Source organism: Methylobacterium sp. R2-1 (genome assembly GCF_014191355.1).
Classification (GTDB): Bacteria; Pseudomonadota; Alphaproteobacteria; order Rhizobiales; family Beijerinckiaceae; genus Methylobacterium.
The window spans coordinates 332,920-357,520 of sequence record NZ_JACHWM010000003.1 but is presented as its reverse complement, the minus strand read 5'-3'; the positions used below and the strand labels follow the sequence as shown (position 1 = coordinate 357,520).

Annotated in this window: 26 protein-coding genes; 9 read left to right on the top strand and 17 right to left on the bottom strand. The window is 64.8% G+C overall.

The genetic code is table 11. From position 1 onward, the window contains the following. Nucleotides 1–12 precede the first annotated feature (12 nt). Nucleotides 13–2,139 carry a family 1 glycosylhydrolase gene (locus FHU13_RS06515; protein WP_183435046.1) on the bottom strand — a complete coding sequence of 709 codons (2,127 nt, stop codon included), beginning with the start codon at nucleotides 2,137–2,139 and terminating at the stop codon, nucleotides 13–15. Between the two features lie 267 nt (nucleotides 2,140–2,406). Between FHU13_RS06515 and FHU13_RS06510 the strand changes: the two genes are divergently transcribed. The 3 genes from FHU13_RS06510 to FHU13_RS06500 all read left to right on the top strand — a co-directional run bounded on the left by FHU13_RS06510 (nucleotide 2,407) and on the right by FHU13_RS06500 (nucleotide 5,846). Then, on the top strand, nucleotides 2,407–3,669 hold the full coding sequence (locus FHU13_RS06510) for a glycosyltransferase family 1 protein (protein ID WP_312889558.1): 1,263 nt from the start codon (nucleotides 2,407–2,409) through the stop codon (nucleotides 3,667–3,669). 33 nt (nucleotides 3,670–3,702) lie between these two features. Then, complete coding sequence (glf, locus tag FHU13_RS06505; protein WP_183435044.1) at nucleotides 3,703–4,869, top strand: UDP-galactopyranose mutase; 1,167 nt, start codon at nucleotides 3,703–3,705, stop codon at nucleotides 4,867–4,869. Nucleotides 4,870–5,486: 617 nt separating this feature from the next. Further along, the gene (locus tag FHU13_RS06500) at nucleotides 5,487–5,846 is read left to right on the top strand and encodes a hypothetical protein (protein WP_183435043.1); all 360 of its coding nucleotides are present in this window, start codon (nucleotides 5,487–5,489) and stop codon (nucleotides 5,844–5,846) included. Nucleotides 5,847–6,628: 782 nt separating this feature from the next. On the opposite strand, the gene FHU13_RS06495 is transcribed toward FHU13_RS06500, so the two are convergent. From FHU13_RS06495 to FHU13_RS27590, 4 genes are all read right to left on the bottom strand, one after another. Then, a complete protein-coding gene (locus FHU13_RS06495; RefSeq protein ID WP_183435042.1) occupies nucleotides 6,629–6,820 on the bottom strand; it encodes a hypothetical protein in 192 nt (63 codons plus the stop codon). Nucleotides 6,821–7,096: 276 nt separating this feature from the next. Then, on the bottom strand, nucleotides 7,097–7,336 hold the full coding sequence (locus FHU13_RS06490; RefSeq protein ID WP_183435041.1) for a hypothetical protein: 240 nt from the start codon (nucleotides 7,334–7,336) through the stop codon (nucleotides 7,097–7,099). Continuing rightward, a complete protein-coding gene (locus tag FHU13_RS06485; protein WP_183435040.1) occupies nucleotides 7,333–7,542 on the bottom strand; it encodes a hypothetical protein in 210 nt (69 codons plus the stop codon). Before FHU13_RS06485 ends, FHU13_RS06490 begins: the two co-directional genes overlap by 4 nt. A gap of 266 nt (nucleotides 7,543–7,808) precedes the next feature. Further along, complete coding sequence (locus tag FHU13_RS27590; protein ID WP_246714512.1) at nucleotides 7,809–8,072, bottom strand: hypothetical protein; 264 nt, start codon at nucleotides 8,070–8,072, stop codon at nucleotides 7,809–7,811. 685 nt (nucleotides 8,073–8,757) lie between these two features. On the opposite strand from FHU13_RS27590, the gene FHU13_RS06475 reads away from it, so the two are divergent. Then, entirely contained in the window at nucleotides 8,758–8,937 is a 180-nt protein-coding gene (locus tag FHU13_RS06475) for a hypothetical protein (RefSeq protein WP_183435039.1), read from the top strand. Between the two features lie 39 nt (nucleotides 8,938–8,976). On the opposite strand, the gene FHU13_RS06470 is transcribed toward FHU13_RS06475, so the two are convergent. Next, nucleotides 8,977–9,333: a hypothetical protein gene (locus FHU13_RS06470; RefSeq protein ID WP_246714511.1), complete on the bottom strand. Its 357-nt coding sequence runs from the start codon at nucleotides 9,331–9,333 to the stop codon at nucleotides 8,977–8,979. A gap of 25 nt (nucleotides 9,334–9,358) precedes the next feature. Beyond that, nucleotides 9,359–9,616, bottom strand: a complete 258-nt coding sequence (locus tag FHU13_RS06465; RefSeq protein ID WP_246714510.1) for a hypothetical protein — start codon at nucleotides 9,614–9,616, stop codon at nucleotides 9,359–9,361. 323 nt (nucleotides 9,617–9,939) lie between these two features. Between FHU13_RS06465 and FHU13_RS06460 the strand changes: the two genes are divergently transcribed. Next, on the top strand, nucleotides 9,940–11,886 hold the full coding sequence (locus tag FHU13_RS06460; protein WP_312889557.1) for a PAS domain S-box protein: 1,947 nt from the start codon (nucleotides 9,940–9,942) through the stop codon (nucleotides 11,884–11,886). 246 nt (nucleotides 11,887–12,132) lie between these two features. Here the strand turns inward: FHU13_RS06460 and FHU13_RS06455 are convergent, their stop codons facing one another. Next, a complete protein-coding gene (locus tag FHU13_RS06455) occupies nucleotides 12,133–12,333 on the bottom strand; it encodes a hypothetical protein (protein WP_183435038.1) in 201 nt (66 codons plus the stop codon). 135 nt (nucleotides 12,334–12,468) lie between these two features. On the opposite strand from FHU13_RS06455, the gene FHU13_RS06450 reads away from it, so the two are divergent. Together FHU13_RS06450 and FHU13_RS06445 are read left to right on the top strand one after the other, a co-directional pair. Next, complete coding sequence (locus FHU13_RS06450; RefSeq protein ID WP_183435037.1) at nucleotides 12,469–12,876, top strand: DUF6894 family protein; 408 nt, start codon at nucleotides 12,469–12,471, stop codon at nucleotides 12,874–12,876. Nucleotides 12,877–13,013: 137 nt separating this feature from the next. Then, nucleotides 13,014–13,400 (top strand): tautomerase family protein, encoded by a 387-nt coding sequence (locus FHU13_RS06445; RefSeq protein ID WP_246714509.1) that lies wholly within the window; start codon nucleotides 13,014–13,016, stop codon nucleotides 13,398–13,400. Between the two features lie 415 nt (nucleotides 13,401–13,815). Here the strand turns inward: FHU13_RS06445 and FHU13_RS06440 are convergent, their stop codons facing one another. Together FHU13_RS06440 and FHU13_RS28525 are read right to left on the bottom strand one after the other, a co-directional pair. Then, nucleotides 13,816–14,235, bottom strand: coding sequence for an anaerobic typically selenocysteine-containing protein (locus FHU13_RS06440; protein ID WP_312889556.1), 420 nt, complete (start codon nucleotides 14,233–14,235; stop codon nucleotides 13,816–13,818). A gap of 528 nt (nucleotides 14,236–14,763) precedes the next feature. Then, nucleotides 14,764–14,985, bottom strand: a complete 222-nt coding sequence (locus FHU13_RS28525) for a hypothetical protein (RefSeq protein ID WP_183435035.1) — start codon at nucleotides 14,983–14,985, stop codon at nucleotides 14,764–14,766. 311 nt (nucleotides 14,986–15,296) lie between these two features. On the opposite strand from FHU13_RS28525, the gene FHU13_RS06430 reads away from it, so the two are divergent. Further along, on the top strand, nucleotides 15,297–15,527 hold the full coding sequence (locus FHU13_RS06430; protein WP_312889554.1) for an HNH endonuclease: 231 nt from the start codon (nucleotides 15,297–15,299) through the stop codon (nucleotides 15,525–15,527). A 101-nt stretch (nucleotides 15,528–15,628) separates the two neighbouring features. Here the strand turns inward: FHU13_RS06430 and FHU13_RS06425 are convergent, their stop codons facing one another. Both FHU13_RS06425 and FHU13_RS06420 read right to left on the bottom strand, forming a co-directional pair. Continuing rightward, nucleotides 15,629–17,665: an ATP-binding protein gene (locus tag FHU13_RS06425; protein WP_183435033.1), complete on the bottom strand. Its 2,037-nt coding sequence runs from the start codon at nucleotides 17,663–17,665 to the stop codon at nucleotides 15,629–15,631. Nucleotides 17,666–17,670: 5 nt separating this feature from the next. Then, on the bottom strand, nucleotides 17,671–17,880 hold the full coding sequence (locus FHU13_RS06420) for a type II toxin-antitoxin system ParD family antitoxin (protein WP_183435032.1): 210 nt from the start codon (nucleotides 17,878–17,880) through the stop codon (nucleotides 17,671–17,673). 861 nt (nucleotides 17,881–18,741) lie between these two features. On the opposite strand from FHU13_RS06420, the gene FHU13_RS06415 reads away from it, so the two are divergent. Beyond that, on the top strand, nucleotides 18,742–19,311 hold the full coding sequence (locus FHU13_RS06415; RefSeq protein ID WP_183435031.1) for a response regulator: 570 nt from the start codon (nucleotides 18,742–18,744) through the stop codon (nucleotides 19,309–19,311). Between the two features lie 278 nt (nucleotides 19,312–19,589). Here the strand turns inward: FHU13_RS06415 and FHU13_RS06410 are convergent, their stop codons facing one another. The 5 genes from FHU13_RS06410 to FHU13_RS06390 all read right to left on the bottom strand — a co-directional run bounded on the left by FHU13_RS06410 (nucleotide 19,590) and on the right by FHU13_RS06390 (nucleotide 24,582). Continuing rightward, nucleotides 19,590–20,405 carry an oxidoreductase gene (locus tag FHU13_RS06410; protein WP_183435030.1) on the bottom strand — a complete coding sequence of 272 codons (816 nt, stop codon included), beginning with the start codon at nucleotides 20,403–20,405 and terminating at the stop codon, nucleotides 19,590–19,592. A gap of 87 nt (nucleotides 20,406–20,492) precedes the next feature. Then, nucleotides 20,493–21,923, bottom strand: coding sequence for an MATE family efflux transporter (locus FHU13_RS06405; protein ID WP_183435029.1), 1,431 nt, complete (start codon nucleotides 21,921–21,923; stop codon nucleotides 20,493–20,495). A gap of 40 nt (nucleotides 21,924–21,963) precedes the next feature. Next, the gene (locus tag FHU13_RS06400; protein WP_183435028.1) at nucleotides 21,964–23,148 is read right to left on the bottom strand and encodes an acetyl-CoA C-acyltransferase; all 1,185 of its coding nucleotides are present in this window, start codon (nucleotides 23,146–23,148) and stop codon (nucleotides 21,964–21,966) included. 48 nt (nucleotides 23,149–23,196) lie between these two features. Further along, on the bottom strand, nucleotides 23,197–23,745 hold the full coding sequence (locus FHU13_RS06395; RefSeq protein WP_183435027.1) for a PaaI family thioesterase: 549 nt from the start codon (nucleotides 23,743–23,745) through the stop codon (nucleotides 23,197–23,199). 294 nt (nucleotides 23,746–24,039) lie between these two features. After that, a complete protein-coding gene (locus FHU13_RS06390) occupies nucleotides 24,040–24,582 on the bottom strand; it encodes a TetR/AcrR family transcriptional regulator (RefSeq protein WP_183435026.1) in 543 nt (180 codons plus the stop codon). Nucleotides 24,583–24,601: the final 19 nt, after the last annotated feature.

Below are 24,601 nucleotides of genomic sequence, written 5' to 3'. Positions count from 1 at the left end.
GCACGGGTCTGATCATTCGGCGGCGAGCTCGGCCGGTGCGGGCGGGCGGCGCGGCGCGGTGATGAAGCGGGTGATGGCGCAATCGAGCGGCGGCATCAGGCCTCCGCGCTCGCTCGCGAGGGCGGTGTTGCGCCGATCCACCAGGCGCAGCACGGTCAGGACGGGATCGGGCAGGCCGGCCGCCGCCGCCAGCCGCCGCGCGAACTCTTCCCAGGTCACCGCCTCCGGGTGGGTGAGGTGCCAGATCCCCGTCTCGCCATCGACGAGGAGGTCGAGCGCGGCGTGGGCGAAGTCGGGCAGATAGGCAGGCGAGACGATCTCCCGGCCGACGCACAGCCGACCTCCGGCACCGTCCGGAGACGCGAGAAGCCGTCCGGCCGCGTCGTCCCCCTCGGGCAAGCCGAACACCGCGCTCGTGCGCACGATGAGGGCTAACGGGTGGGCACCGAGGATGCGGGCCTCGCGCTCGGCCTCGCTCGCACCGTAGAGGCCGCTAGGCCGGACTGGGTCGCTCTCGCAAGCAGGCCGCTCCTCACGCCCGTCGAAGACGAGATCCGAGGAGAAGGCGAGGAGCGGCAGGCCGGCCCGCGCGCAGAGCCGCGCCACCGCCTCGCCCATCCGGATGTCGGCCCGGAACGAGCCGCCGGGAAAGCGCTTGGCGGTTGCGGCCCGCGGCAGGCTCGTAGCATCGATCACTGCCCAGGGCCGCGCCTGCACCAGAGCCTCTGGAAGAGCGCTCGCCTCGATCTGGAGCGTCGCCATGCCCCGTCCCTCGCACAGGCCCGCGATCACCCCGCCGTAGGCGCCCGCTCCCTCAAGGACGATGACCGACGCATCCAGCGCAGGGCGCGGGGCGGGCTCCGTCGGCTCGGGGAGGTAGGCCCGCTCGGGGCGGCGCCACCAGCCCGGCGAGGCCAGCACCGGATGCGACATCCGCCCGGACGCCGTCAGCTCCTGCGCCGCCCGGCCGAGGGCGGTGAGGCGCGGCCGCGGCGCCCGGATGTCGTAGGCGCCAGGTTCGTAATGGCCGTCACGGCGCAGCAGCAGAGAGTTCCAATCGACCGCGCCGAACAGCGACCACAGGGTGACGGCCTGCACGGGCACACCGGCTTGGTTCAGCGCCCCAGCCGCCTCCCAGACCTCGGCGAACCAGCGCAGCTGCTCGTCGCGGGTGCAGCCGTGGTGGACCTCGGTGACGGCAAGCGGCCTTCCGTAGCGCTCCCAAACCTCCGCGAGGCGGGCCCGCGGTCCGGTCAGCCCAGTGAGATGGGGGATCCGCACGGCTTCCGCGTCCGCATAGCGCCGCCGCCCGTTCCCGCCGCGAAGCCAGGGCGGATAGGTCTTGCTCTTCTGGTCGAGGTAGCGTTCGCTCGTGAGGTAATGGTTGACGCCGATCAGGTCGGGAGCGGCCTCGTCGCGGAGCGCGTCGAGAATGCGGCTGTCGATGCCGTGTGCGAGGAGACGCACGAACCAGGGGTGGCTTCGGTCCACCCGTCCGCACAGGAGATCGAGGCTGAGCCAGCGCCGTCCGTTCTCGTACTCGGCCTGCTCGGCCAAGAGCGGCGTGCTGAAGGTTCTGCCGATATCCTCGGTCTGGATCAGGCGGGCATCCGGCCGGACGGTGCGGATCGCCCGCATCGCCTCCTGGGTCGCGCGGCACTGGTTGACCACCATGCGCAGGAAGCTCGCCTCGTCGCGATGGTGCGGAAACCAATGGCCGTAGAGGCCCGAGAAGCGCGCCGTGGTCAGCGGCTCGTTCACCGGAGTGAAATCCCGGATCTGCGGGCAGCGCTCCGCGACCCGCCGGGCATGGCGGGCAAGGAGGTCCGGATAGGCAGGATCGAGCAGGCTGGTGTAGCGCGGGCCGCTGCCGTGATGGGTCAGCCCTGCGATTGGCCGGATGCCGAGACGGTCAAGGCGCGCCAGGCGGGCGTCGTGCCAGGACCAGTCGCAGGTGTCGGGATCGTCGGGCGCGATGCTCTCCCACAGGATCGGGAAACGCAGCGTCCGGATGCCGAGACGTGCGACGGCGTCGAGATCCTCCGGCCGGTCCCGATGTCCCGTTTCCGCCACCTGATCGCGAAAGCGGTCACGGATGCGGACGACGCTGCATTCGATACCGCCCCACAATTCCAGCATTGCCTCGACTCTTCGCCCCTCACAGGCAGGTTGGTCACGTCGTAATTCCCGGCGGGCTCGCGCGTTCCCATCGCACGAGCTAACATCAAGTAATCACGATCCGATCGTATGCATATATTCATAAACCAGTAACGAACATATGTTTTGAAAATCTAAAACCTATGTATATCTTGGATGAAATTGGGAAAATTTTTTCCTCACATTTAGAACATTGCTTCTATGCTCGGGTTCTCCATCCGTCTTGATCGCATCAGGTGGAGGCCGAGGGTGGAAGAGTCGCGCATCGTCACAGGCTTCGCCAATGCGGACCGCTCGCTTCCTGACCGCGGCAGCGGAAATCTCATCGAGGCCGCTTTTACTGAGTTGAAACCCACGGACGGCCCTCGACCATTGCTGATCTGCTTCTCCCATCTGCGATGGGGCTTCGTCTGGCAGCGTCCGCAGCACCTGATGAGCCGCGCCGCACGGTATTTCGACGTAATCTTCGTGGAGGAGCCGGCCGGTGAGGTTGCCGGGACCGATCATCTGCGCCTCCAGTCGGTCGCGCCCGGCGTCACGGTCGCCGTTCCGGTTCTCGCGCAGGCGCAGTCCTACGTCGCCAACCGTGCCCAGGCCCGGTTGATCCCGGCGCTTCTTCGCGATCGCCCGAACGCGGCGCGGATCTTCTGGTACTACACGCCGGCCGCGGTCAGCCTGTCGGGAGACCTGCCGCGCGATCTGACCGTCTACGACAACATGGATGAGCTGTCGGCTTTCCGCGGCGCGTCACCGGACCTGATCGTCCAGGAGGCGGACCTGATCGGTCAGGCCGACCTTGTCTTCACCGGCGGGCGCAGCCTCTACGAGGCCAAGCGCGGGACGCACGCCAACATCCACTGCTTTCCCTCCTCGGTGGATGCCGAACATTTCCGCGCGGCTCGACTGAGCGACCGCTCCGATCCGCCGGATCAGGCGGTGATCCCGCGGCCGCGCCTCGGATTCTTCGGCGTCATCGACGAGCGTCTCGACCGCGATCTTCTGGCTGCCGTCGCCGATCTGCGGCCGGACTGGCACTTCGTGATGATCGGCCCGGTGGTGAAGATCGATCCAGCCAGCCTGCCGCAGCGGCCGAACATCCACTGGCTCGGGCCGAAGACCTACGCCGAACTGCCGGACTACCTGCGCCACTGGGATCTCGGCCTGATGCCCTTCGCCTTGAACGAGGCGACACGGTTCATCAGCCCAACCAAGACCCCCGAATTCCTGGCCGCCGGGCTGCGGGTCGTCTCCACGCCCATCGTCGACGTGCTGCGGGACTACGGAGAGGCAGGCTTGGTCGCTGTCGCCGAGACGCCGGAAGCCGTCGTCCTCTCCGCCGAGGCGCTTCTATTCCAGCCAAAGGACGCTTGGCTCGAAGCGGTCGACCAGCGCCTTGCGACTCATTCCTGGGACCGGACCTGGGCCGCGATGCAGGCGCTCATGTCGGAGGCCCAGCGCCGCAGCGGAGCCTTGGCGGCTCCCCTCCTGCAACCGGCCACCACAGCGGTCTGAGCCTCATCCCTGCAACCCCGGAGGTCGGGATCCATGTACGATTGGCTGCTCGTCGGCGCCGGATTTGCTGGCAGCGTGCTTGCGGAGCGGCTGGCGAGCCAGCGCGGTGAACGCGTCCTCGTTATCGACCGGCGCCACCATGTCGGCGGCAACGCGTACGATAGGCTCGATGAGGCGGGTATCCTCATCCATCAGTACGGGCCGCACATCTTCCACACCAACGCCGACAGTGTCGTCGACTACCTGTCGCAGTTCACGGCGTGGCGGCCCTACGAGCACCGGGTTCTGGCGATGGTGGACGGAATGCTGGTGCCGATCCCAATCAATCTCGACACGATCAACCGCCTCTACGGCCTTTCCCTTACCTCGGACGAACTCCCAGCATGGTTCGCCGCCCGCGCCAAACCGGTCGCGGAGATCCGGACCTCCGAGGACGTCGTCGTCTCAGCCATCGGCCGGGAACTCTACGAAAAGTTCTTTCGCGGCTACACGCGCAAGCAATGGGGACTCGACCCTTCCGAACTCGACCGGCAGGTAACGGCACGGGTGCCCACCCGCACGAACCGCGACGATCGCTACTTCACCGACAGGTTCCAGGCCATGCCGGCCCAGGGCTACACGCGGATGTTCGAGCGAATGCTGGCGCATCCCAACATCAGCGTGATGACCAACGCTGAATTCCGCAGCCTGCGCGAGTTCATCCCCCACCGGCGGCTGATCTATACCGGCGCCATCGACGAGTATTTCGATTTCCGCTTCGGCCGGCTGCCCTACCGCTCCTTGCGTTTCGTGCACACGACGCTCGACACTCACCAGCACCAACCGGTGGCGGTGGTGAACTATCCGCAGAGCGAGGCCTATACCCGCATCACCGAGTACAAGTACCTGACCGGCCAGGAGCACCCGCGGACTTCTTTGACCTACGAATATCCGAGCGCCGAGGGCGATCCCTACTACCCCGTGCCGAGGCCCGAGAACCAAACCCTGTTCAAACGCTACGAGCGGCTTGCCCAGGCACAGCCTGATGTCTGGTTCGTCGGCCGGCTCGCCACCTACCGTTACTACAACATGGACCAGATCGTCGGACAGGCACTTGCGACGTACCGGCGGATCGACGCCCAACTCGGCCGCCTCTCCGCCGGTCCTCAGCACGCGGTGCGCCCGCTCCACACCATGCCGCAGCCATCCGTGCCGTCATGAAGTGGACTGAGCTAGGTGACCGTCGTCCAAGGCATACAAGTTATTAAAATAAGGGGGTTCTGCTCCGTTACATTTGGAAGGGGCTGGCTTTAAATGAGTCGGCGACTTGGATCGTCTTGCATTGTGATAAGGTGGCCGCAGGGACGGCCGGATCCCCCGAAATAAGGAAGCTTTCATTCACTGGCTGCATGCGTTTTGAGTGCGCATGAGAGCTGCCGAGACTTTTTCGCGAACGCGACGGAGACGTCCCCTTCATGACCTGAAGCGGACTTTCAGATGTGTGATGCCGAAGGTCCGGAAGGGGTCAGGAGTTCGCATGCCGCTTGGTCGGCTTTGCCCGGTATATGATACGGGCGCAGATTGCAGATGATCGGACTGCACTCGAATTTTTTTTCGCTCGCCCGCGCAGAAAAGACGCCCCACGCGGTCCCCTCCAAGTTTTGCCCTCCGTTAAAGCTAGCCCCCACCCCCCATGTGAGCCAAGGGGCATAGCAACGCCTCTCTGCACACTTGATAATAACAATACTGATCCCACCAAGTCTAAAAATTATATTTTGATAGGCAATGTTTTGTTGCTCATATCCCAGACGGCGATAGGATTGTGCGCAGGAGGAGTGATGGCCAGAATTTATGTTGATCCATCTATCCGCAGTTGCGCTCAGTCCCTCCTCATGGAGGCTATCGAGGACGTGAACCGTCGGGTTTCGTGCGGGGATAGTTTCTGGATTGCCCGCACCCGCGTGCTGGAGATGCATGCCGACGAATGGGTTAGGCTTTACGGGAAGGAGGCCGCCGATCAGGCCGTGCGTGGCTTGCACATGCTGGCGCCGGGCGAGGTGCTAGACTGCGAAACTCAGCGCAAGCAGCGGGCCCGTAGCGCCGCCCTCACCGGTGCCCATCTCGCCGCCTACGACCCTGGCCGTAACACGTGGCTTAACAGAGCGTGGCTTTCGGTTTTCGGGGTGAGGCTCTATTGATCGGGTTTCGCCTTGCCGTCCTGGTGGCTCTGGCAGCCTCACCAGGGCCGCGCCGGCTTCTTCGGGCTCTGCCGCTAAGGTGGATAGCTGGCGGGCTCTGGCGCTCTGTGGTGTCTCGAAATCAGGACCGGTGCGACCGTGCCTGCTGGCCCTTCTCCGCCGCCGAGCACGGGACATGGCGCGGCTACGATCACCGGGCAGGCACGCCGCGCTCGGGGAACTTACTCGATCCTGGAAATAGCCTCGACGAAACCTAATCATTATCCTCGGAAGCGGCTGGGACGGCTTCCGAACGCCCGTAGCGCAAGCCGGGTCCGACAAGGCATCTCTCGCAGTAGGGCCATCCGTCGTCCGCCATAACGATTGCCTGCTCTTCACAGACCGAGCAGATACCTAAGCCTTCCTCTTGGTACGAAGGATCCTCCTGGGAATGATCTAGGGAAGGTATACAGGGAATCCCTGGGCCACCGCCCACCCCGGGGTTAGGCCGCCGCCCACCCCTGGGTTGGTTCGTGGCCCACCTCTGGGTTGGTCCGCCGCCCAGGTCTGGATCCGAGCAATTCGGTCTAAAACCGTTCTCCTCTCTGCGTTCGGAAAGTGCCCGCTGCCGGGCGTAGAGTTTCATGACCGCTTCATCCGGCGGCTTGTATGGAAAGCGGTAGAGCGTCGCCTTCTTGCCGCTGCCCGGCTCATAGGTAAGCCACTCATGTCTCGCGAGCGCCTTCCGGTGCGAATTGCAGACTGAGCTATCCCCGCACCTCGGTACCTCGGCACCCATGCGTTCATCGCTGACGCGTGCCGTCCAGGTTTTTTTTGTCGAGGTGTTTGAGCAGGCGCGAGAAAAACCGAAACTCGCCCGGCTTGAGGCGTTCGTCGGTGCTGGCCACCTCCAGCAATTCGAATTTCAGGTGTGTCAGCCGTGCTTCCTCCTCTGCACGCACCGTTCGCGCGCGCGGATCAGGCGGCTTGTTCATCGGTCTGGTACTCTGCCGCACCCTCACGAGGCGCGGAGCTACAGGGCGACCCGTCGTGGCGGGCGAGAGCTTCGAGGGCTGCCACGGCACCCGAAAGGTGCCGCAGTGCTTCACGGGCCTGCGGGAGGCTTAGCACCGCCTCCTGCGTCCGGCCGCGGGCGTCGTGAAGCCGGAGCTCCACAATCCTCTCGGAGTCGCGGTGGAAAGCGCCCACGGTGAGTTTCCCGCGAGCGAGCCTCGTCAGGCCGCCTTTGTAGGCCCGGCCGCGTGGGTCGTTCATGTGGTGACCTCACGCGGGGGCCCGGCGCGCCCTTTCGCGAAGCTGAGGCGGAATTCTTCCATTGCGCCAGCGATCCAGTAGCGGATCCAGGTTGGGGACGGATCGGGGGTGCCAAGATGAATTTCCCCCCACGCTTCACCGGATAGGCAATGCGGGTCGGTGAGCGCCCACGCGACGTCCCGTAGATCGTCGGGCCGGCGGGCAATCTCCTCGATGTCCAGCTCGGCCAGCGTCAAGAGAGTTGGGAAACTCGCCTCCGTAGCCCAATCGGCACCAGCGAACATGGCCTCGCACCGCATAGCTTGCCCTGGAAGCTTCCGTCGCACAGCATCTTCGCGAGATCACCGGCAAGGATGGCCGCCGCCTCGACCTCGGCGCCAGTCACATCGTCGAGCACCGGCTTGGCCAGACCGATCAAAATCCAGCCGAGATCGCTGATCATCTCTGCCGTGGTCTCTCCTGAAGGACTGCCGCACGGTTTCTCCGTCCATCCGTAAGTTCGGCAGCGCCTTAGCGTGAGCGGTGCGTGCGGCGTCGATGGATGCGGTGATGCAGGGCACGGGATAGTGCGGGGTATCGACCCAGGGGCCGCTCAGCGGATAGCGCCAGACCTTGCCGACGGTGCTCTCCCAGAGGTCCCCGTCCAGATCGCGGTTCGGCAGATCAGCCTTCCGCACCCGCTCCAGCAGCCCCTTCAGCGTCTCTACATCAGCCATCAGCTTGCCCCTCCCTTGGCGTGGCCGCACGGGCGAGCGTGGTGAGGGCGGCTCTCTTCGGTGCTGCCTTAGCCGGCGGATCCTTGATCACCTTCCAGTTCCCGCAGGCCGGCGCCGTCGCGAGATCGTCGATGCCCTTCCCGCCGGTCCAGTGCCGCTCCATCAGCCCGCACCTCCGGTAAACCTTGGCGAGCCGCATCCGCACCAAGCGGTTGCTGGTGCTGCAGGTTTCGCCCGTCGGACTGATGCCGGGCATCGCGGTGTTGCCCTTCCCCTGGGTGCCGCTACACAGCCGACAGTGCTCGCTCGGCGTCAGGACGTGTTGAAGGTTGAACAGACCCGTCCGTCATGCCGTCCCATCTCTGTCAGAGATGTCTGAGGTGTGCGGACAGAGTTCGCATTCCGTTTCTGACATGTTCGCGATGCATCCCTCATCTTTTGAAAGGGGCTCGCCTGGACTGGAACAATCTTCTCCACCTGGAAGGGCTCCGCTGAGGCGGCCAGGTCGCGCGTGGGGATTCGTACGGTATCGGGCAGGAACAGCCGCCTTCTGAAACCGATCGTTGCTGGCTGAATTAGTCCCATTGGGCAGCGGAATATTTCCAGCCGCCCGGCGGAGTACGACGCCATGACGATCCAGCCACAACAACAGACAACTGACGTGCCCGAAAAGAGCCTTCGGCCCTGGGACAATATAGACCTGTCCAGAATCGTCGGTAGAGTTCCGGTAGACCGCAGGGCTGTCGATGCTGCTCGCCTCCGCAAGGACCGGATTACGGCACAGGCCCAGAAGCTTGCCCAGCGTTAGGTCTCCCGCAAAGCAGTCGACGATGAGGGGACGCTCCCGCCTCTTCGAAGTGGGGGGTTCATGCGGCGAGTTCCGAATGCACGTGCCGCGCAACCCTGCGCTGGCGGCTGAGTTGGCCAAGCAGAGGTGACGCATGACCGACACGACCAATCGAACCGACGATCTCGCCGTGATCCAGTACGGGGCAACTGACCCACGAGCCGTTCCACTCCCGAGCGATCGGCACGCACCGGCCGTTGAGCAGGCGGCCGAGGCTCAGAAGCTCTCGGACGGAGCTCTCGAGCCGGAAAAGGACGACGCAGCCGAAGGATGATGCTCGGCCCTCCGCGAAGCGGTCGACGACGAGCCCGCTTCACGCTGCCTCTCCATTGCGGGAGGATGTGAGGGCGGCGAAAGCGCGGGCGATGAGGCCTTGGGCCGCGGGGCTCCGCGAGTCGGCCGCCGAGGCTGTGAGTGCTGGCTGGTTGCTTTTCTCGTCGGCCACGAAGCGCCGGACCTGCGCCAGTGCGTGTGCCGTCTGAGCGAGGAGCGCCGACTCCCACTCCTTCTCGCCGAGGTCTTCCTCGACAGCTGGGAAGCTGTGCGGCGCGACGCGGTGCTCGTCCGCGCCGGCCGGGGCGAACTGCTGCTGCTGCATCCGCTCGCCCTGGCGGCCGGCCAGCGCGCGGCGCGCGGAGAGCGCCAACAGCCCGGCGAGAGCTTGTCCCAATCAGTGGCGGTGAGATCAGCAGGGTTCAGCATGACGGGCGCTCTCCAGCGAACGTGCGCATGCCAACCAGCTCGCGCAGTGCTGCCTGCTCGCTCGCCTGCAGGCTGTGGAAGCCTTCGAGGAAGCGTCGTTCCTCGGCGGGCAGGTAGACCGGGCCCGGCTCGAACAGCCGCGCCGGATTGAGATCCAGCGCCTCGGCGATGCGTTCGCGCCGCGTGAACGGGATCGGGCTCGCGACCCCGCTCCATTCGCTGGGGCTCCCCGCAACCTCGCCCGGCGGCATGCGGTTGGCGTTCCGGTCTCTCAATCAGCGATGCGTCTGTGGTTGGCTGGATCACAAGGGCTGCTTGCGTGCTGTGCGGCGACCGTAAATGTCCGCAACCGGTGCGATCCTGACGTTCGTCATCCAGCTTACGGACAGCAGTTTTTCGCTCTTTGCAGACTCTTGGAAGGCCTTCTTCCCGGCAACTTGGCGGAAGAAGATCTTTGACCGGAACGGGTGGACTCGCGTCAGTCTGCTTTCGAGCGGCAGCGCAGCAAAGCGGATGTAGCCGTCAAGCCCGCTCGCGCCTCTGAAAAGCCCTTCGATATGACAAGAACGAAAGGGTGCTGACGAAAGCCGAGCGCACCTTCGATCTGAATCGTGGTTCCTTATCGATGAGCGTGCGTTCGCTCAGAGGGCGAGGGGCTGGTATGCCAGATTACGACCAGATGATGAAGCGGCAGCAGGTGCTGGCCGACTTCGGCGAGTTCACCCTGCGTAGCGAGGACCTCGACGAGGTGCTCACCGAAGCCTGCAGGCTCGTCGGAGAGGCACTCGGCACAGGCCGTGCCAAGGTCTTGGAGATCCAGGAGAACGGGCAGTCCTTGTTCGTGCGGGCGGGCGTCGGCTGGGATCCCGAGGTGGTCGGGCATCTACGCCTGCCTATGCACGAGCAATCTTCCGAGACCTTCGCGATCAACCAGGGCAAGCCTGTCGTCACGCGAGACATCAGCCAGGAGGAGCGCTTCGAGATTCCCGAGTTCATGAAGAAGGCTGGTGTAGTCGCACTGGTCAACGTGCCAGTCCGTATGCCCGGCGGTGAAGCCTACGGTCTGCTGCAGGTAGACGCGACAGAGCCACGCGACTTCGGTGACGAGGACATCACCTTCCTGCGCACCTACGCTACCATCCTGCGGCCGGTGATCGATCGCCTGCAGAAGGTGGGCACACTGCGTTCCACCGAGGAGCGCTTCCGGCTCGTGGTCGAGAATGCGCGTGACTACGCGATCCTCACCACCGATCCACAGGACCGGATTACGGACTGGTACCCTGGTGCGGAAGCTGTGTTCGGCTGGACGGTTGAGGAGGCTATCGGACAGCCCGCGGCTATCCTGTTCACGCCAGAAGACCGAGCGGCAGGCGAGGACGCAAAGGAAACCGAAGCCGCTTATCGAGAGGGCTCGGCTCCAAACGTACGCTGGCATGTGCGCAATGACGGCTCACGTGTGTTCATCGAGGGAATGACCAACGCGCTGCGCGCCGCCGACGGCTCATTACGCGGCTTCCTCAAGATCGGTCAGGACGTCACCGAGCGGCGCAAGATCGACGAGGCACTGCGCGACAGTGAGGCACGGTTTCGGGCTCTAGCCAGCCTTGTTCCGGTTCTGCTGTGGCGCTCAGATGCGACCGGGATGCACATCTCCTCGAACCAACCCTGGCTCGACTACACCGGTCAGAGCCTGGAACAGTCGCAGAGCGGCGGCTGGCTTGACGCCATCCATCCCGACGATGGGGCTATAACCCGCGAGGCTTTCCGTACGGGTCATGCCGAGGGAAGACCGGTGGACGTGCAGCACCGTATCCGTGGCAGGGACGGCTCATATCGTTGGTTCCTAGTTCGGCAGACGCCGATCACCGACTCCCAAGGCCAACTCGTCGAGTGGTTCGGTGCAGCTATGGACATCGACGACTTGCGCAGCTCGCAGGCAAGGCAGGAGGTGCTGGTCAAGGAGTTGCAACACCGCTCGCGTAATCTCCTCAGTGTGGTCACCGCCCTTGTGAACCGAACCATCGCCCGGGGTTCACCGGTCGAGAGCTTCACTACACGGCTGAAGGCGCTCAGCCGTGCCCAGGCGCTGCTGAGTCAGTCTGGCAATGACACCGTCGATGTTGGCGCCTTGGTAAGCGCTGAACTTGCCGCCTATGCGGACAGTACGACTACGCGCATCACTATCTCGGGTCCTAAGGTGCAGCTGTCCTCAGAGCAGGTGCAGAACTTCGCGCTCGCTCTGCACGAGTTGACCACGAACGCTGTCAAGTACGGCGCTTTGAAGAGCGATGCGGGGCAGCTGTCCGTCACTTGGAAGCGGCTCCAGAGCGTCGACGGTGAGAACCGGGTCGCTTTGAGCTGGATCGAGACCGGTGTGGATGTGCAGCCAGACAAGGTGACACGGCGCGGCTATGGCCGCGAGCTGATCGAACGGGCGCTCACCTACGCACTGCAGGCCCGGACCGAGTACGAGCTGGCCGCGGGTGGAGTGCGTTGCCGGATCGAGATGCCTCTCGCCTAACCTGCCACGATGTATGTGTGAGTTGGGATGGTAGGCCCGGAAGCCTTGCAGTACGGATCAAGACCACAGGGCCCAGCAGCCGATCGCGCTCGCTAACGATGGCTTCCACCCGATGTGGACGTTCATCGCAAGAGCATCTGATTCCTGCTGCCGAACCTTGTCTGACACGGGGACTTGTCCGCTTTCGGCAACCGGACTGCCGACACGCTGATTCAGTGCGAGCATGCCCGAGGGGCCAAGTTGCTCTCAGCCGCCCTCGATCCGCGCGAGATGAGCTTTGTGCTGGCCCTGAAGGTCCTCGAAGGTGTGTAGCAGTGCCTCAGCTTCTTCGGTGGGCAGTTCGGATAGCTTTAGGCGAGCAATGAGAGCCCGTTGTTTGGCGAGGTGCTCCTCGCCTTCCCGGACATGCCGATGAACCATCTCGAGGTCGGTTTCGTCGACGCTCATTTTGGAAGCATAACATAGGTTGACGGCCTACGTTAGCAGGTGTGCCAGTCATTGGAACGGGGTCGCCCACCAGTGACCCTTGCGGTGGATGCCGGGATTAGATGTTGGTCACCAAGGGCGTCCTAGGAGAGGCCGATGCCACGGTTCTTCTTCCACTTACGTAGCCACAACGGATGGGAGCAGGATGATACCGGACTTGATCTGGACGGGGTGGAAAGTGCCTACCTCGAAGCCTATGCGGCTGTTCCAGCTATAAGTGCTGATCTGCTGCGAGAGAAAGCGAACCCATACCGGCACACCTTCGAGATCATGGATGCGAGCGGCAATCTCTTGCTGGAAGTGCCATTCTCGGAGGTCCTGGAAGAGGGAAAGCAGCCATCTCCGCCGGACCAGCGTCGGCGCTGGCATAAAGCGCAGGCTGAGATGGAACGGACGGCCTGCCTGATTGCCGATGTACAGGCGGAGCAGGCCGCATTGCAGGCCACGCTTGCGGACACGAGGCGCCTCCTAGCCGAGGCGCGGAAGGCAAGCGGGCGATTCTGAAAGGACTGCCACTCGCGATCAACGTGACGACTGCTCATTACCTTTAGCGGACGCCACCTGTAGCGACGACGATCCGGTTCAGCCTACCTTGTGAGCATTCACCCGCGCTCCATCGTCATTGGATGACAAGGATCGTATTGCTGATACCGCTCGTTCGCATTTCGCTCCTCACAGGCAAACCCAAGTCGCACGTGCGAGCCATCGCGGATGGAATTCACCAAGCGCTGATGGAAACTTATGGCGTGCCGCCAGGGGACCGTTTTCAAATCATCAGTCAGCATGATCCTGACGATCTGATCTTCGATGCCGATTATCTTGGAATCCATCGAACCGAGGACATCGTTCTGATCCACATTGTCGCCGGGAACTGGCGTGATACGGCCACCAAGAAGCTGCTCTACGAAGCGATCGCCGATCGGCTCGTCGAGAAGCCCGGCCTGAGACGAGAGGATGTGCAGGTCATCCTTTCGTCGAACGAGCGGGACGAATGGTCGTTCGGTAATGGCCGCGCATCCTACGTCTAGGACGCACGAACACCATAGGATACGGCTATCGAGTCCGTGATTGGCCGTCAGGGTCGACAGCATCCGCGTGTCCGTTTCCTGCCCCAAATGGCCGTCCGCACCATGAAGCGAACTCGGCTTCGCTGCTATGCTACAATTACCAGACCTCAACACGCACTGAGACTGTTTATAGAACGGCAAGGATCTATCGCGACGTCTACTTTCGATTGGTTACGCCCAGTGTTCTTTGGGCGTCCCACGAACGAAGCGGAATAGCTCGGTGGTGACGAGTGAATGGACGTGAGGCCACCATAGGCCCTGCCGCTTCTCGCGATTGGAGAGATGCGCCCCGAGCGGATGGCCCGCTGCGGGGCAATTCATTGAGCAGCCGAAGAGGCCAAGCCCTCCCTCATCGCTGCGGCCACCGAAATCGAACTCAGCCGGACGGCGGGCTCAGGATCAACTTACCCCGAAAGACTTCCTTCTGATTGTTGATGCTGGCGCATCCGTACTCCTGCTCGCCCGCCGCCAGCGTTCTTAGCTTCAATACACCCTTGCCGTTCTGCTTGACCGTGTAGCCGTCCCCGCTGGCGGCATGTGCGAGATCGCCATCATGGTGCAGAACTTGATCGTTCTTGAACTGGTTCGGTGACGTGAGCATCACCGGCGAGTCGGACTGACTGACGATGTTGATCGTCACGTTCGAGTTCGCTGGAAGGCGGAGTTCAGTGGGAGAGCAGACGGCCTTCCCATCCTGCTTGGTGATCTTCAACTCCACAGGCGGTGTCGACGCACTATCGGGTGGGTTATCGGGCTTGCCCTGAGCAGCCGCTGCGTGGGCGAACAGGATCGTCATCAAGCCCAGTCCTAGCGGGGCATACCGCAGCATCATCGATCTCCGTGGTGAGGTTGGCAGATGCCAGAGCAAGGTGATCCTGCGCTGCTAAGTTCCCTCCAGCAGGCGAGGGATTGCCTCCCGGCGGTTGGCCGCGAGTTGGGCCAGCCATGGAGCCGCTGCCACACGGCGGCCCCTGCCTGGGGTGTAGAGTGCCGATCCGAGTTTCCAACGGACGGGGGACACCGGGAGCCCCAAAACGATACGGGCGGTCGCGGCCCCCAGCTTTCCTAGCGCAAGGGTCCGAAAATCCAGCGGCCGGGTCGCGGCCCAGCTCGGTTGGGGATAGGACTGGCCTGCCTCGCCGCTCTCTCGCTGCTTCTCGGAACCCTGGATACGCGCACGGCCCGCCCAGCACCGAAAGGTATCAAATCCCGAACTGCTCACCCCCGAGCACAAGGCATGGCGCCAAGAGGTGCTGAAGCGCGCCGGATGGAAGTTTCAGGCCCTGGGCTGCGCGGCCCATGGCAGACGCGGTAGGATCCGGCTCTACGCCGACCACATCAGCGAGCACAGGGACGGCGGCGCACCGTTAGACCCGATCAGGCAAGCCACGCCCGGCACGGGCCGGACGGGCTTGTAGCCGAAGGAAGCAGCCTCAGTTTCCGCCGCCGTTCCCGCTGCCACCACCTCCGCTACCTTGCGGTACAGCACGGGATGGCTGGTTAGCGTTTCCAGCCGCGGCAGAGTTCGACTGATAGGTGTCGGCACCCGTAGCTCCACGGGGGATGATCACATCGACGACGCCACCTGTGTTGTTCTGGCCCCCGACGAGTGCGCCAGTGGTTTCAGGATAGTCGGTAGAGATTTGGGGGGGCGAGGTAGGAAGGGCCGTTTGCGCCATGCATGGCGAGGCAAACGCCACGGCCCCGGCCAGGGCGAGGCTGAGCTTGATCATCGCAATTCCTTTTAGGGAGAGTTGCATGATCAACCATAGACAGCCGGCAAATATCCAAAAACATTCGCACATTGTGCCGCAGTGCATCATTAGACGCTTTCTTCGGCCTGGCACCGACACGTGGGTGGCCTATAGGGACGAGGAGCAGGCCCTGCTCCTGGAGCACGTGCCCCACCACTACACCAAGCGCTGCAACGACTGCGGCCGTACCGGCACCCGCCTCTACTGCGATCACATCGCGGAGCTGCAGGATGGCGGCGCTGGGCTGGACGAGAGCAACATCCGCCTCCGGTCCGGATCGTGCCACACGCGGAAGACGGCGGATGCAAGGGCAGGGCGGTTCGGTCTGCGGTGAGACGATCCCTTCAGTCAGACAGGCTGAGGCCATGCCTGCTCAGGGTGGAATGCGGAAGTCGGATTGCCACCCAGAGCCGGACGTTACACGTCACCCGTAGGCTAGCGGCGCAGCCGATTGATCGCATTGCGCAGCGTGCGCGCGAGCTGATCGACAGAGTAGGGCTTGTCCAGAAGATCGAAGCCATCGGTCCCCTTCTCCGCCAGAACGTGGCTGTAGCCGGAGGTCAGGACGACAGGTAGATCCGGATAGAGGCGCTGGATCTCACGGGCGAGATCGACGCCGTTCATCCCGGGCATCATCACGTCCGTGAACACCACGTCAAATCGACCTGCACCCGTTGTCAGCTCCGCCAGCGCTTCCTGAGCATTGGCGGCCCAGGCCGTGGCGAAGCCAAGCTCAGCCAGTGTCTGCGTCGCGAAGGTCCCGACCTCCACGTTATCCTCGACTACGAGCACGCAGGTGCCAGAGCCACTCGACGGAGGCTCCGCCTCACCACGATCCGGCATCTGCACTTCGCCCCCGACGCGAGGGAGGTAAAGCGTGAAGGTGGTGCCGTGCCCGACCTCGCTCGCCACCACAACCTCGCCGTGAGACTGCTTGGCGAAGCCGAACACTTGGCTCAAGCCCAGGCCGGTGCCTTGCCCCACGCCCTTGGTGGTGAAGAACGGCTCGAAGATCCGCTCCAACGAATCCTTCGGGATGCCGCTTCCGGTGTCGCTGATCGAGACCGCCACAAACGGCCCTCGAACCGCAGGATGCGTGCGCACAGGCGGCATCTGCTCGACCGCCTCAACGCGGATGGTGACCTGCCCCGCGCCCTCCATCGCATCGCGGGCGTTGACCGCCATGTTCACCAGCGCCGTGTCGAACTGGTTGGGATCGGCGTTCACGTAACAGGTTTTCTCCGGCAGTTCGGTCACGATCCGAACCTGTGAGCCGGTCAGGGTAGCGAGCACCTCGGAGAGCGCTCGTACGCTATCGCAGGCCGCGAACACCTTGGGCTTGAGTGCTTGCCGCCGCGCGAAGGCGAGAAGCTGGCCCGTCAGCTTGGCGGCGCGGTCCACGGTATCGGAGATCGCCTCGACGTAGCGCGCGCGGCGCTCCTCGGACAGGCCCGACCGCTTGAGGAGGTCGGTGGACGACTTGATGACGGTCAGGAGGTTGTTGAAGTCGTGCGCCACGCCGCCGGTGAGCTGACCGATCACCTCCAGCTTCTGCGACTGCCGTAGCACGTCCTGTGCATCCTGGAGTTCAGCCTCCGCCCTGAGACGCGCACTGATGTCACGAGCTTGGTGGAAGGCACCGAAGACGCGCCCCGTCACGTCGCGCAGGGGCGCGTAGGTGATCTCCCAGCACGGTTGCTGGTACTCGGCCCGGCCGAACACCGCTTCAACCGTGTACGCTTCGCCTGCCAGCGCGCGCGCCATGTTGGCACGCATCGCGGCGGCCTGCTCCGGGATGAACAGGTCGGGAAACACGTCCCCGATCTTGGTGTAGAAGCCATTGACCCGGAAGAATTCGTCGTTGTGGGCCTTGTTGAAGGCGATCAGCCGGTACTCCGTGTCGAAGACGCAGATCGGCTCCGCATCGGACTGAATGATGTTCTCGTAGAGGTCACGCTCGGCAGTGCGTGAGGCGAGGCGCTGGTTCGCGTCAAGGTGGAAGCCGATCAGGTCGGCAAACATCTTGAACATACCCACGATTGCCGGCGTGTTCAGCTTGGCGGGTTTGGGATCGATGGCGCAGAGCGTGCCGAAGAACGTGCCATCGGGCAGCACGATCGGCATCGAGATGTAGCTCTGGAAGCCGTACCGCGCCGGCGTGTGATGCGCGCAGAAGGCAGGGTCCTCGGCGACGTGGTCGATGACAACGGCGGTACTGCTTTGCCGGATCTCGTGGCAGATGGTCGTCTCGATGGGCAGTTCGCCGCCCGGCTTGAGGCCGAAGGCGATGTCGTCCTTGATGGCGCAGGCGACCCAGCGCTCCTCGGTCACACGAACGACGGCCGCAAAGCCCATGCCGGTGGTGCGGCAGACCACATCGAGGATGGTCGGCACTGCGGCGATGCTCTCGACTGCGACGATGTTGTTGAGGAACTCCTGCGGGAGCGTTGAGGCGGATCGTGGGGCGGTCATTTAGCTCAGCGACCCTGACGATGATCCAGGCCGGCGCTCTTGCGGACCGTCGACCGCGCTGGGGCAGTCAGCGCGCAGTCACGCTCGATTAGAAGGCGCAGACCCGCACACACCACCTCACTGGCATTTGAGTAGTGGCCGGAGGCCACCTGAGCGTGGATGAAAACATCCAGTTCGGCCGTAAGGGAGACGTTGCGGGTCGGCGTGTTCGACATGCAGGCGGTGTCTCACGCCCCGAAAGCACCGTCAAAGGCTGCCAACCGCGTCCGACTTCTTGAGAGCGGGTGCGGCGAACAGCCGACGAGGGTCGGATGCAGCCCCATAGCTTGGTCGCACTTCAGCCTTGGACCCGGGGGCGGTTCCAAATTCTATCGCGCCACGGGGCCGACATCGCACAGAGTCCCATTCGTAGATCTGCTGCGCGCGGCGAAAACGTGCCTTGATAAGGCAACGAGGGAGGTCGAATTGAGCGACCAAGCCGTGGACGACATGCCGTTCATCGATGAGTACCGCGGCGTCGCATCCACGATGTCCAACCGACCGAGCGGGTCGAGCATATCGTAAAGCCGGCGATCGACCCGGTGTTCGCCCTCGATGGCAGCCAGGCGCTACTAGCCTACGCCCGCGACCCGCCGCCTCGGCCGGAGGATCGGCTGCTCGCATGGAGGCCATCTGGCAATTGGCGACCGAGAGCCGCGAGGTGCGCCCCGAGGTGCATCCGGACAAGGCACTTGTCGCCACCGGCTCGCTCTACAGTCTTCATTGGGCAGATCCGGACGGCTACGGCTCATTACTGGAGCCTGGGCCGGTTCTCCTGGCGAGCACCGCCCCCGGCGCGATCCAGCCTCTCAGGCGGCCCTGGAGGAGGTGCAGACTGCGTGGCAGGCACAGGACAGGCAGCGCCGGCTAGCTGACGTGTGAGACGCAGAGCGTAATGCCGTTGCACTGCAATATTAATTTTACGCTAGCGCGATTGAAACCAGATCCATTCGGCTTCGTTCGAAAGGCAAGAGACCCACATGGATTAAACGTACACCTGGGGCGCAGGATTGCTCGCTTCCAGGCAGGGAGAAGCTATGCGTCGAGCCGACCATGCCTTTCATCTCAGCAGTTACGAGCCTGTCCGCACTACCATCCACGGCGTTGCCCACGGCTTAGCCGATGCCTATGCCGGCCTTGCCGACGTCGAGTTGCCCGACGAACTTGCTTCGCTCGTACTCCTGCTTCATCAGCGCGACGCTGTCAGCCAAAAGCAGCAGCCCATTCGATCAGCATCGTCCCTGCCGACGAAGCTCGTTGTTGTGGTTGAGGATGACCCTACGGTTCGAGAGCTTGCCGTAGCGATGCTGGAGGAGACTGCTCTCGACGTTCTGGCCTGCACGTGTGCGGAAGAGGCGATCGCGATCATGCGTCAACACGCAGACGACGTCGCTATGCTGTTCACTGACGTTCAGTTGGCGGGCGGGCTGAACGGCATCGAGCTCGCGAGCCTCGCCGACAACTCTTGGCCGAACGTCCACCTCGTCGTCACGTCCGGCGGCATGGGCCATCGCGTCGCCGAGCTTCCTGAACGAGCCGTCTTTCTGGACAAGCCCTGGCGCGCGCTCGATGTCCTCGTGCAGGTCGAGCGGGCGGTCCGGCAGTGAAGGGCGCCAAGCAGCAGCTGACCTGACCGGCCGAGGGAGGCTCGACACCCGCACTGTCAAGCGTCCGGCGCATACTCGGGAAGATTGGAAGGCCAGTCAGGAGTTCACATGCGGATTGTTCGGCTGTGCGCCAAGAGCAGACCTTGAGTGAGCGAGTGCTGAACCGCCCTCGGACCCGAAACAGACCTCCGAGCCATCGCGGGTCGAAGCTCCGAGTGAGGAGGCTGCTGATCATGTCGCTAGACCGCCATGCCTGATGGCAACGATGAGTCCCGGTGTCATGCGATCTTGGAAAGGTGCATCTCCTTGCGGAAGCTCTTGTCGAAGGCGCCGACCGGCACGAACCTGCGCAGCAAGCTGACCTTGCGCGCCTTTGATCCCGCGGTGTAGCGGCGCCTGGGCGTTGCCGCGGTGGCTGCCGTTACGACAACCTTCGCCACCACCTCGGGGGCGTCGGCGCTCTTCATGACCTCGCCCAGGAAGCGGTCCCGACCGGTGCGATCCGCCGCGTAGATGTCTAGGGGGACGTCGGGTTGCACGAGGTTCTGGTCGAAGCTGGTGCGGGTGAAGGCGGGCTCGACGAGCACAATCCGGATGCCCTGCCCGCGGACCTCGTGATCGAGCGATTCCGAGTAGCCCTCGACCGCGTGCTTGCTCGCACCGTAAAGCGCCATAAACGGCGCAGGGATCAAGCCCATGACCGAGCTGATGTTGACGATGCGGCCGGATCTCTGGGAGCGCATGATGGGCAGGACGGCGCGCGTCGTGCGGATCAGGCCGAACAGGTTGACGTCGAACATCGACTGAGCCTGCCCGATCGAGGATTCCTCGGCCGCGCCGCTGATGCCGAAGCCCGCATTGTTGACCAGAAGGTCGATGCGGCCCGTCTCACCGAAGACCGTCTCGATCATGGCGGCGACCGAAGCGTCGTCGGTGACGTCGCAGGCGAGCATCGTGATCGCACCGGAGGCGGCCGGCTTCCGGCTCGTTCCGTAGACGCGGTAGCCGGCGGCCCGAAGAGCCTTGGTGGTCTCCAGGCCGATCCCGGACGACGCTCCGGTCACGATGGCGGTCTTGGTGGACGTCTGGCTCATGATGGCCTCCTCAGAGCGGCCTCCCAAGGGATCTCCCGTGCGACCGCATCGGAGTTTTAAATTATAATGATAATTTATATTGGCAAGTTAGCGCGGTCTCCGGCCCGGCGGTCGGGTGCGGTGACGCACCGCTGTGCCGGTGGGAGCGGGCGTCACAAACGCTGGCGGTGCCGGCTCAGTCGGAAACATCCGTCCCGTAGCGAAGGTGAGGGCGTTGACGAGGCCCATGGTCGCGAAGCCGGCGGCGAGGGCGACGAATATCCCCGTGAGGCCAAGCCCGAGCACTGAGGCGATCCCGGCGCCGCCGAGCGCCACGCTCATCCGGAGCAGGCTGGCGGCGAGCGGCCAGCCGACGCGGCCGGCCCCTTGGGCGGCGAAGTAGAGGGCCAGCCCGAAGCCGAAGAAGCCGTAGAACGGGCCGACGAGTCGCAGGTACGCCGCGCCTGTCGCCAGCATCGCCGGGTCGTCCCCGAACAGAGTTAGCCACCCGGCCGGATATAGGGCGGCGCCAAGCCCGATGGCCTCCGTCAGGAGGCCGGCGACGACGGCGCCGGTCAGCGCGGCGCAACGGGCGCGAGCGTGGTGGCCGGCGCCGAGCGCCGTGCCGACGAGTGCGGCGATCGGCGAGCCGAGGCCGAACACGAGGGGGACTAGGAGGTATTCGAGGCGCGCCGCCGTCCCGTACCCGGCGACCGCCGCCGACCCCGCCGTTCCGACGAATGCGGTCGCGGCGATGACCGTGACGTTCGAGGTCATGCTGGCGATGCCTGAGAGCAGGCCGATGCGCAGGATCTCGCGCGAGGGAGCCCATTCCAGCCGAGGTAGGCGGCGCCTCGGGCGCAGCACGCCGCGGCCGGACCAGAGATAGGCGGCGAACACCGCCGAGCCCGCCGCGTAATAAGCGGCGAACGCGACGCCGCCGCCCACGACCCCGAGGCGGGGAAACGGCCCCCAGCCGAAGATCAGCGCGGGAGAGAGCGGGATCAGCACGACGGCGCCGACGCAGGTGACGAGGGCCGGGAGCGCCATGTTGCCGGTGCCGCGGATCACCGCCGACAACGCATTGAACAGCCAGATCAGGATCGCCCCGCCGAAGACGACGTTCGCGTAAGCCGTCGCGGTCTCCAGCGAGCCGCCGGTTCCGCCCATCGCCGCATAGAGGGAGGGTCCGAGCGGCAGGGCGAGGAGGCTAGTCGTAACGCCGAGGCTCAAGGCCAAAGCCGCCGCATGCCATGCCAACAGCTCCGCCTCCGCCTGCCGTCCGGCGCCGAGCCTGCGCGAGACCGCCGACTGAATGCCGCCGCCCACGCCGCCCGCGGAGAGCATCTGGACCAGCATTACCACTGGGAAGACCAGGGCCATGCCGGCGAGGGCGTCGGTGCCGAGGCCCGCGACGAAGTAGGTCTCGATCAGGCCGACCGAGGTCTGGACCACCATCACCGCCATGTTGAGTACGGCCATCCGGGCCAAAGTCGGCAGGATGGGCGCTTCCAGCAGGCGGCGCGTGAGCCTGTCCATGGCGGAGCCCTCATGATGTCTGTGAGGTGGGCGTCCCGGTTCAGGCCGCCTCGATAGCCAGCGCGATGCCCTGGCCGCCGCCGATGCAGAGAGTGACCAGCCCGCGCCGGAGGCCGTCGCGGCGCATGGAATGGAGCAGGCGGGTCGTCAGGACCGCGCCGGTCGCGCCGATCGGGTGGCCGTGCGCGATGGCCCCGCCTTCGACGTTGACGATGTCCTCGGGAAGGCCGAGCGTCTTCGCGACGGCGAGCGGCACCACCGCGAACGCCTCGTTGATCTCGACCTTGTCGAGGTCACCCAGCGACCAGCCAGCCCGCTCCAGAGCCTGCCGAACCGCCGGAACGGGCCCGAGCCCGAACAGGCCCGGCTCGCAGGCGCCGACGCCGTAGGCGACGAGGCGGCCGAAGGCGTCAAGACCGTTGGTCTCGGCGAAGTTCCGCTCGGCTACGACCATCGCGGCCGCGCCCAAATTGAGGCCCGGCGCGTTGCCGGCCGTAATCGTCCCGTCCTTGCGGAAGGCTGGCTTCAGCCGCGCCAGCGTCTCGATGCTCGTCTCGGGACGCGGCGCCTCGTCCCGCGCGAAGGTCTCGACGGACTTGCGGCCCTTGAACTCAACCGGCGCGATCTCGGCATCGAATGCGCCCGCACTCTGCGCCTTCGCGAACCGCTCCTGTGAACGAGCCGCCCAGGCGTCCTGCGCCTCCCGGCCGATCCCGGACTTGAGTGCCACGTCCTCGGTGTGCCAGCCGGAATGCTCGCCCGAGAAGGCATCGACGAGGCCGTCGTTGAGCATGCTGTCGAGGATCCGGGCGTGACCCATCCGATGGCCCCAGCGCCCGCCCTCCATCAGGTACGGCGCCCGGTCCATGTTCTCCATGCCCCCCGCGACTGCGACGTCGTGATGGCCGAGCCGGATCTCGTCGGCCGCCGTCGCGATGGCTTGCGCCCCCGAGCCGCAGACGCGGTTGACGGTCAGCGCCGGCACGTTGACGGGCACGCCGCCGTTCACCGAAGCCTGCCGGGCCGGGTTCATGCGGTTGCCGGCCTGCACGACGTTGCCCATCGTCACGCTGCCGAGCCGGCCTTCGTCGAGGCCGGCACGGCGCAAGGTCTCCCTGATCACTACCGCGCCAAGCTCGGTCGCAGCGACGTCCTTGAGGCTGCCGCCATAGGCCCCGATCGCCGTGCGGACAGGGTGGCAGAGAACGATCTGGCGTGACGTCATGGGCTGGCCTCGAATCGGTCGGTGGGTAGGCTGCAGCGTCGAGCTCGGTCAGTCGGCGGCGGGGGACGAACGCCCGTCCGGCAGATTGAACAGGAGGCAGGTGGTGCTCGCGGTCGCCAGCAGGCGACCAGACGCATCGCTGAGGCGGGCTTCGGCCACCGCTTGCTGACGACCGGCGTGGACGACCTCGCCGACGGCCGTCAGCAAGCCGGATCGTTCGGTCGCCGCGCGCAGAAAATTCACCTTGAACTCGAGCGTCGTGTAGCCGCGTCCGAGCGGTAGGGTGGAATGCACGGCGCATCCCATGACGCTGTCGAGGAGCGTGGCGAGGGCGCCGCCGTGGACGGAGCCCAACGGATTGAAGAGGTGCTCAGCAGCCGGCATGCGCATGGTCGCCGAGCCGGAATCGACTGACACGAACTCGATCCCGAGCAGCAGGATCGCGGGCGGCGCCGGGATGTCCCTCGCGATGAGCGAACGCAGGAAATCGAGTCCCGTGAGGTTTCGTCCCGCCTCGGCGGTGGAACGCGGATCGTCCCATTGGACGATCCGCGTGCGTGAAGGCGCCGGCCCGCGCGAGAGCGCTTCGTCAGCCATCCGTGTACCTTGTCGGGAGCACTCCGAAGGTCGGGTCCGGAGGACCCACGATCGGCCGGGGATCGGCAGCGCTGATAGCAGTGGCTGCCGGTACGATGGTGTTCGTAATCTATTTAGATGCCGATCGCAATCTAAAAATGGCAGCGGAGGTGGGGCATCCGGAGTGATCGGCCCTCGATGCGGGCGCCCGCCATGAGGCCCTGCTCGTCCGGAATCGTCGAGCGGCGCGGATGCATCGAGATGATGCCTATCGATCGGGGTCGTGTGACGGAGGGCGCGCCGTCCTCGGATTCCCTACGGAGCGACCGAGGAATGCGCCGCCTGGATCAGTTCATCCGCCAGCGTCTCGTCGTTGACGGCCCGGGCCAGGACGACCGCCCCGACGAGCGTCGAGAGCGTCGCGAGCGAGCGTTGCCGACGCCGCTCCCGGGACGCCCTCGGCGTCAGGTTGGCGAGGATCGCAGCCAGGGCCTCGACGCCGCGGGTGAAGCGGCTCCGAACCGGGCTGTCGGAGGGTTCGCGCGAGACGTCGTTCGCCAGGGCCGCGAGCGGGCACCCCTTTCCGGGCGCACGGACGTGTCCGAGGGACAGGTAGTTCTCGAGGATGGTATCGATGTCCCCGCGCCGCTCCTCGGCGATCGCGGCGTCGAACGCCTCGGCCGCCAGGGCCTCCTTGTTGGCGAACTGGCCGTAGAAGCCGCCATGGGTCAGGCCAGCGGAGGCCATGATGTCCGCCACGCCGACGCCGTGGAGACCGCGCTCGCGGAACAGGGCCGCGGCGACTTCGACGACGCGCTGGCGGTTGAGCCGGGCCTGCTCCTGCGAAACTCTCGGCATCATCTGATCCCTTTTGTCC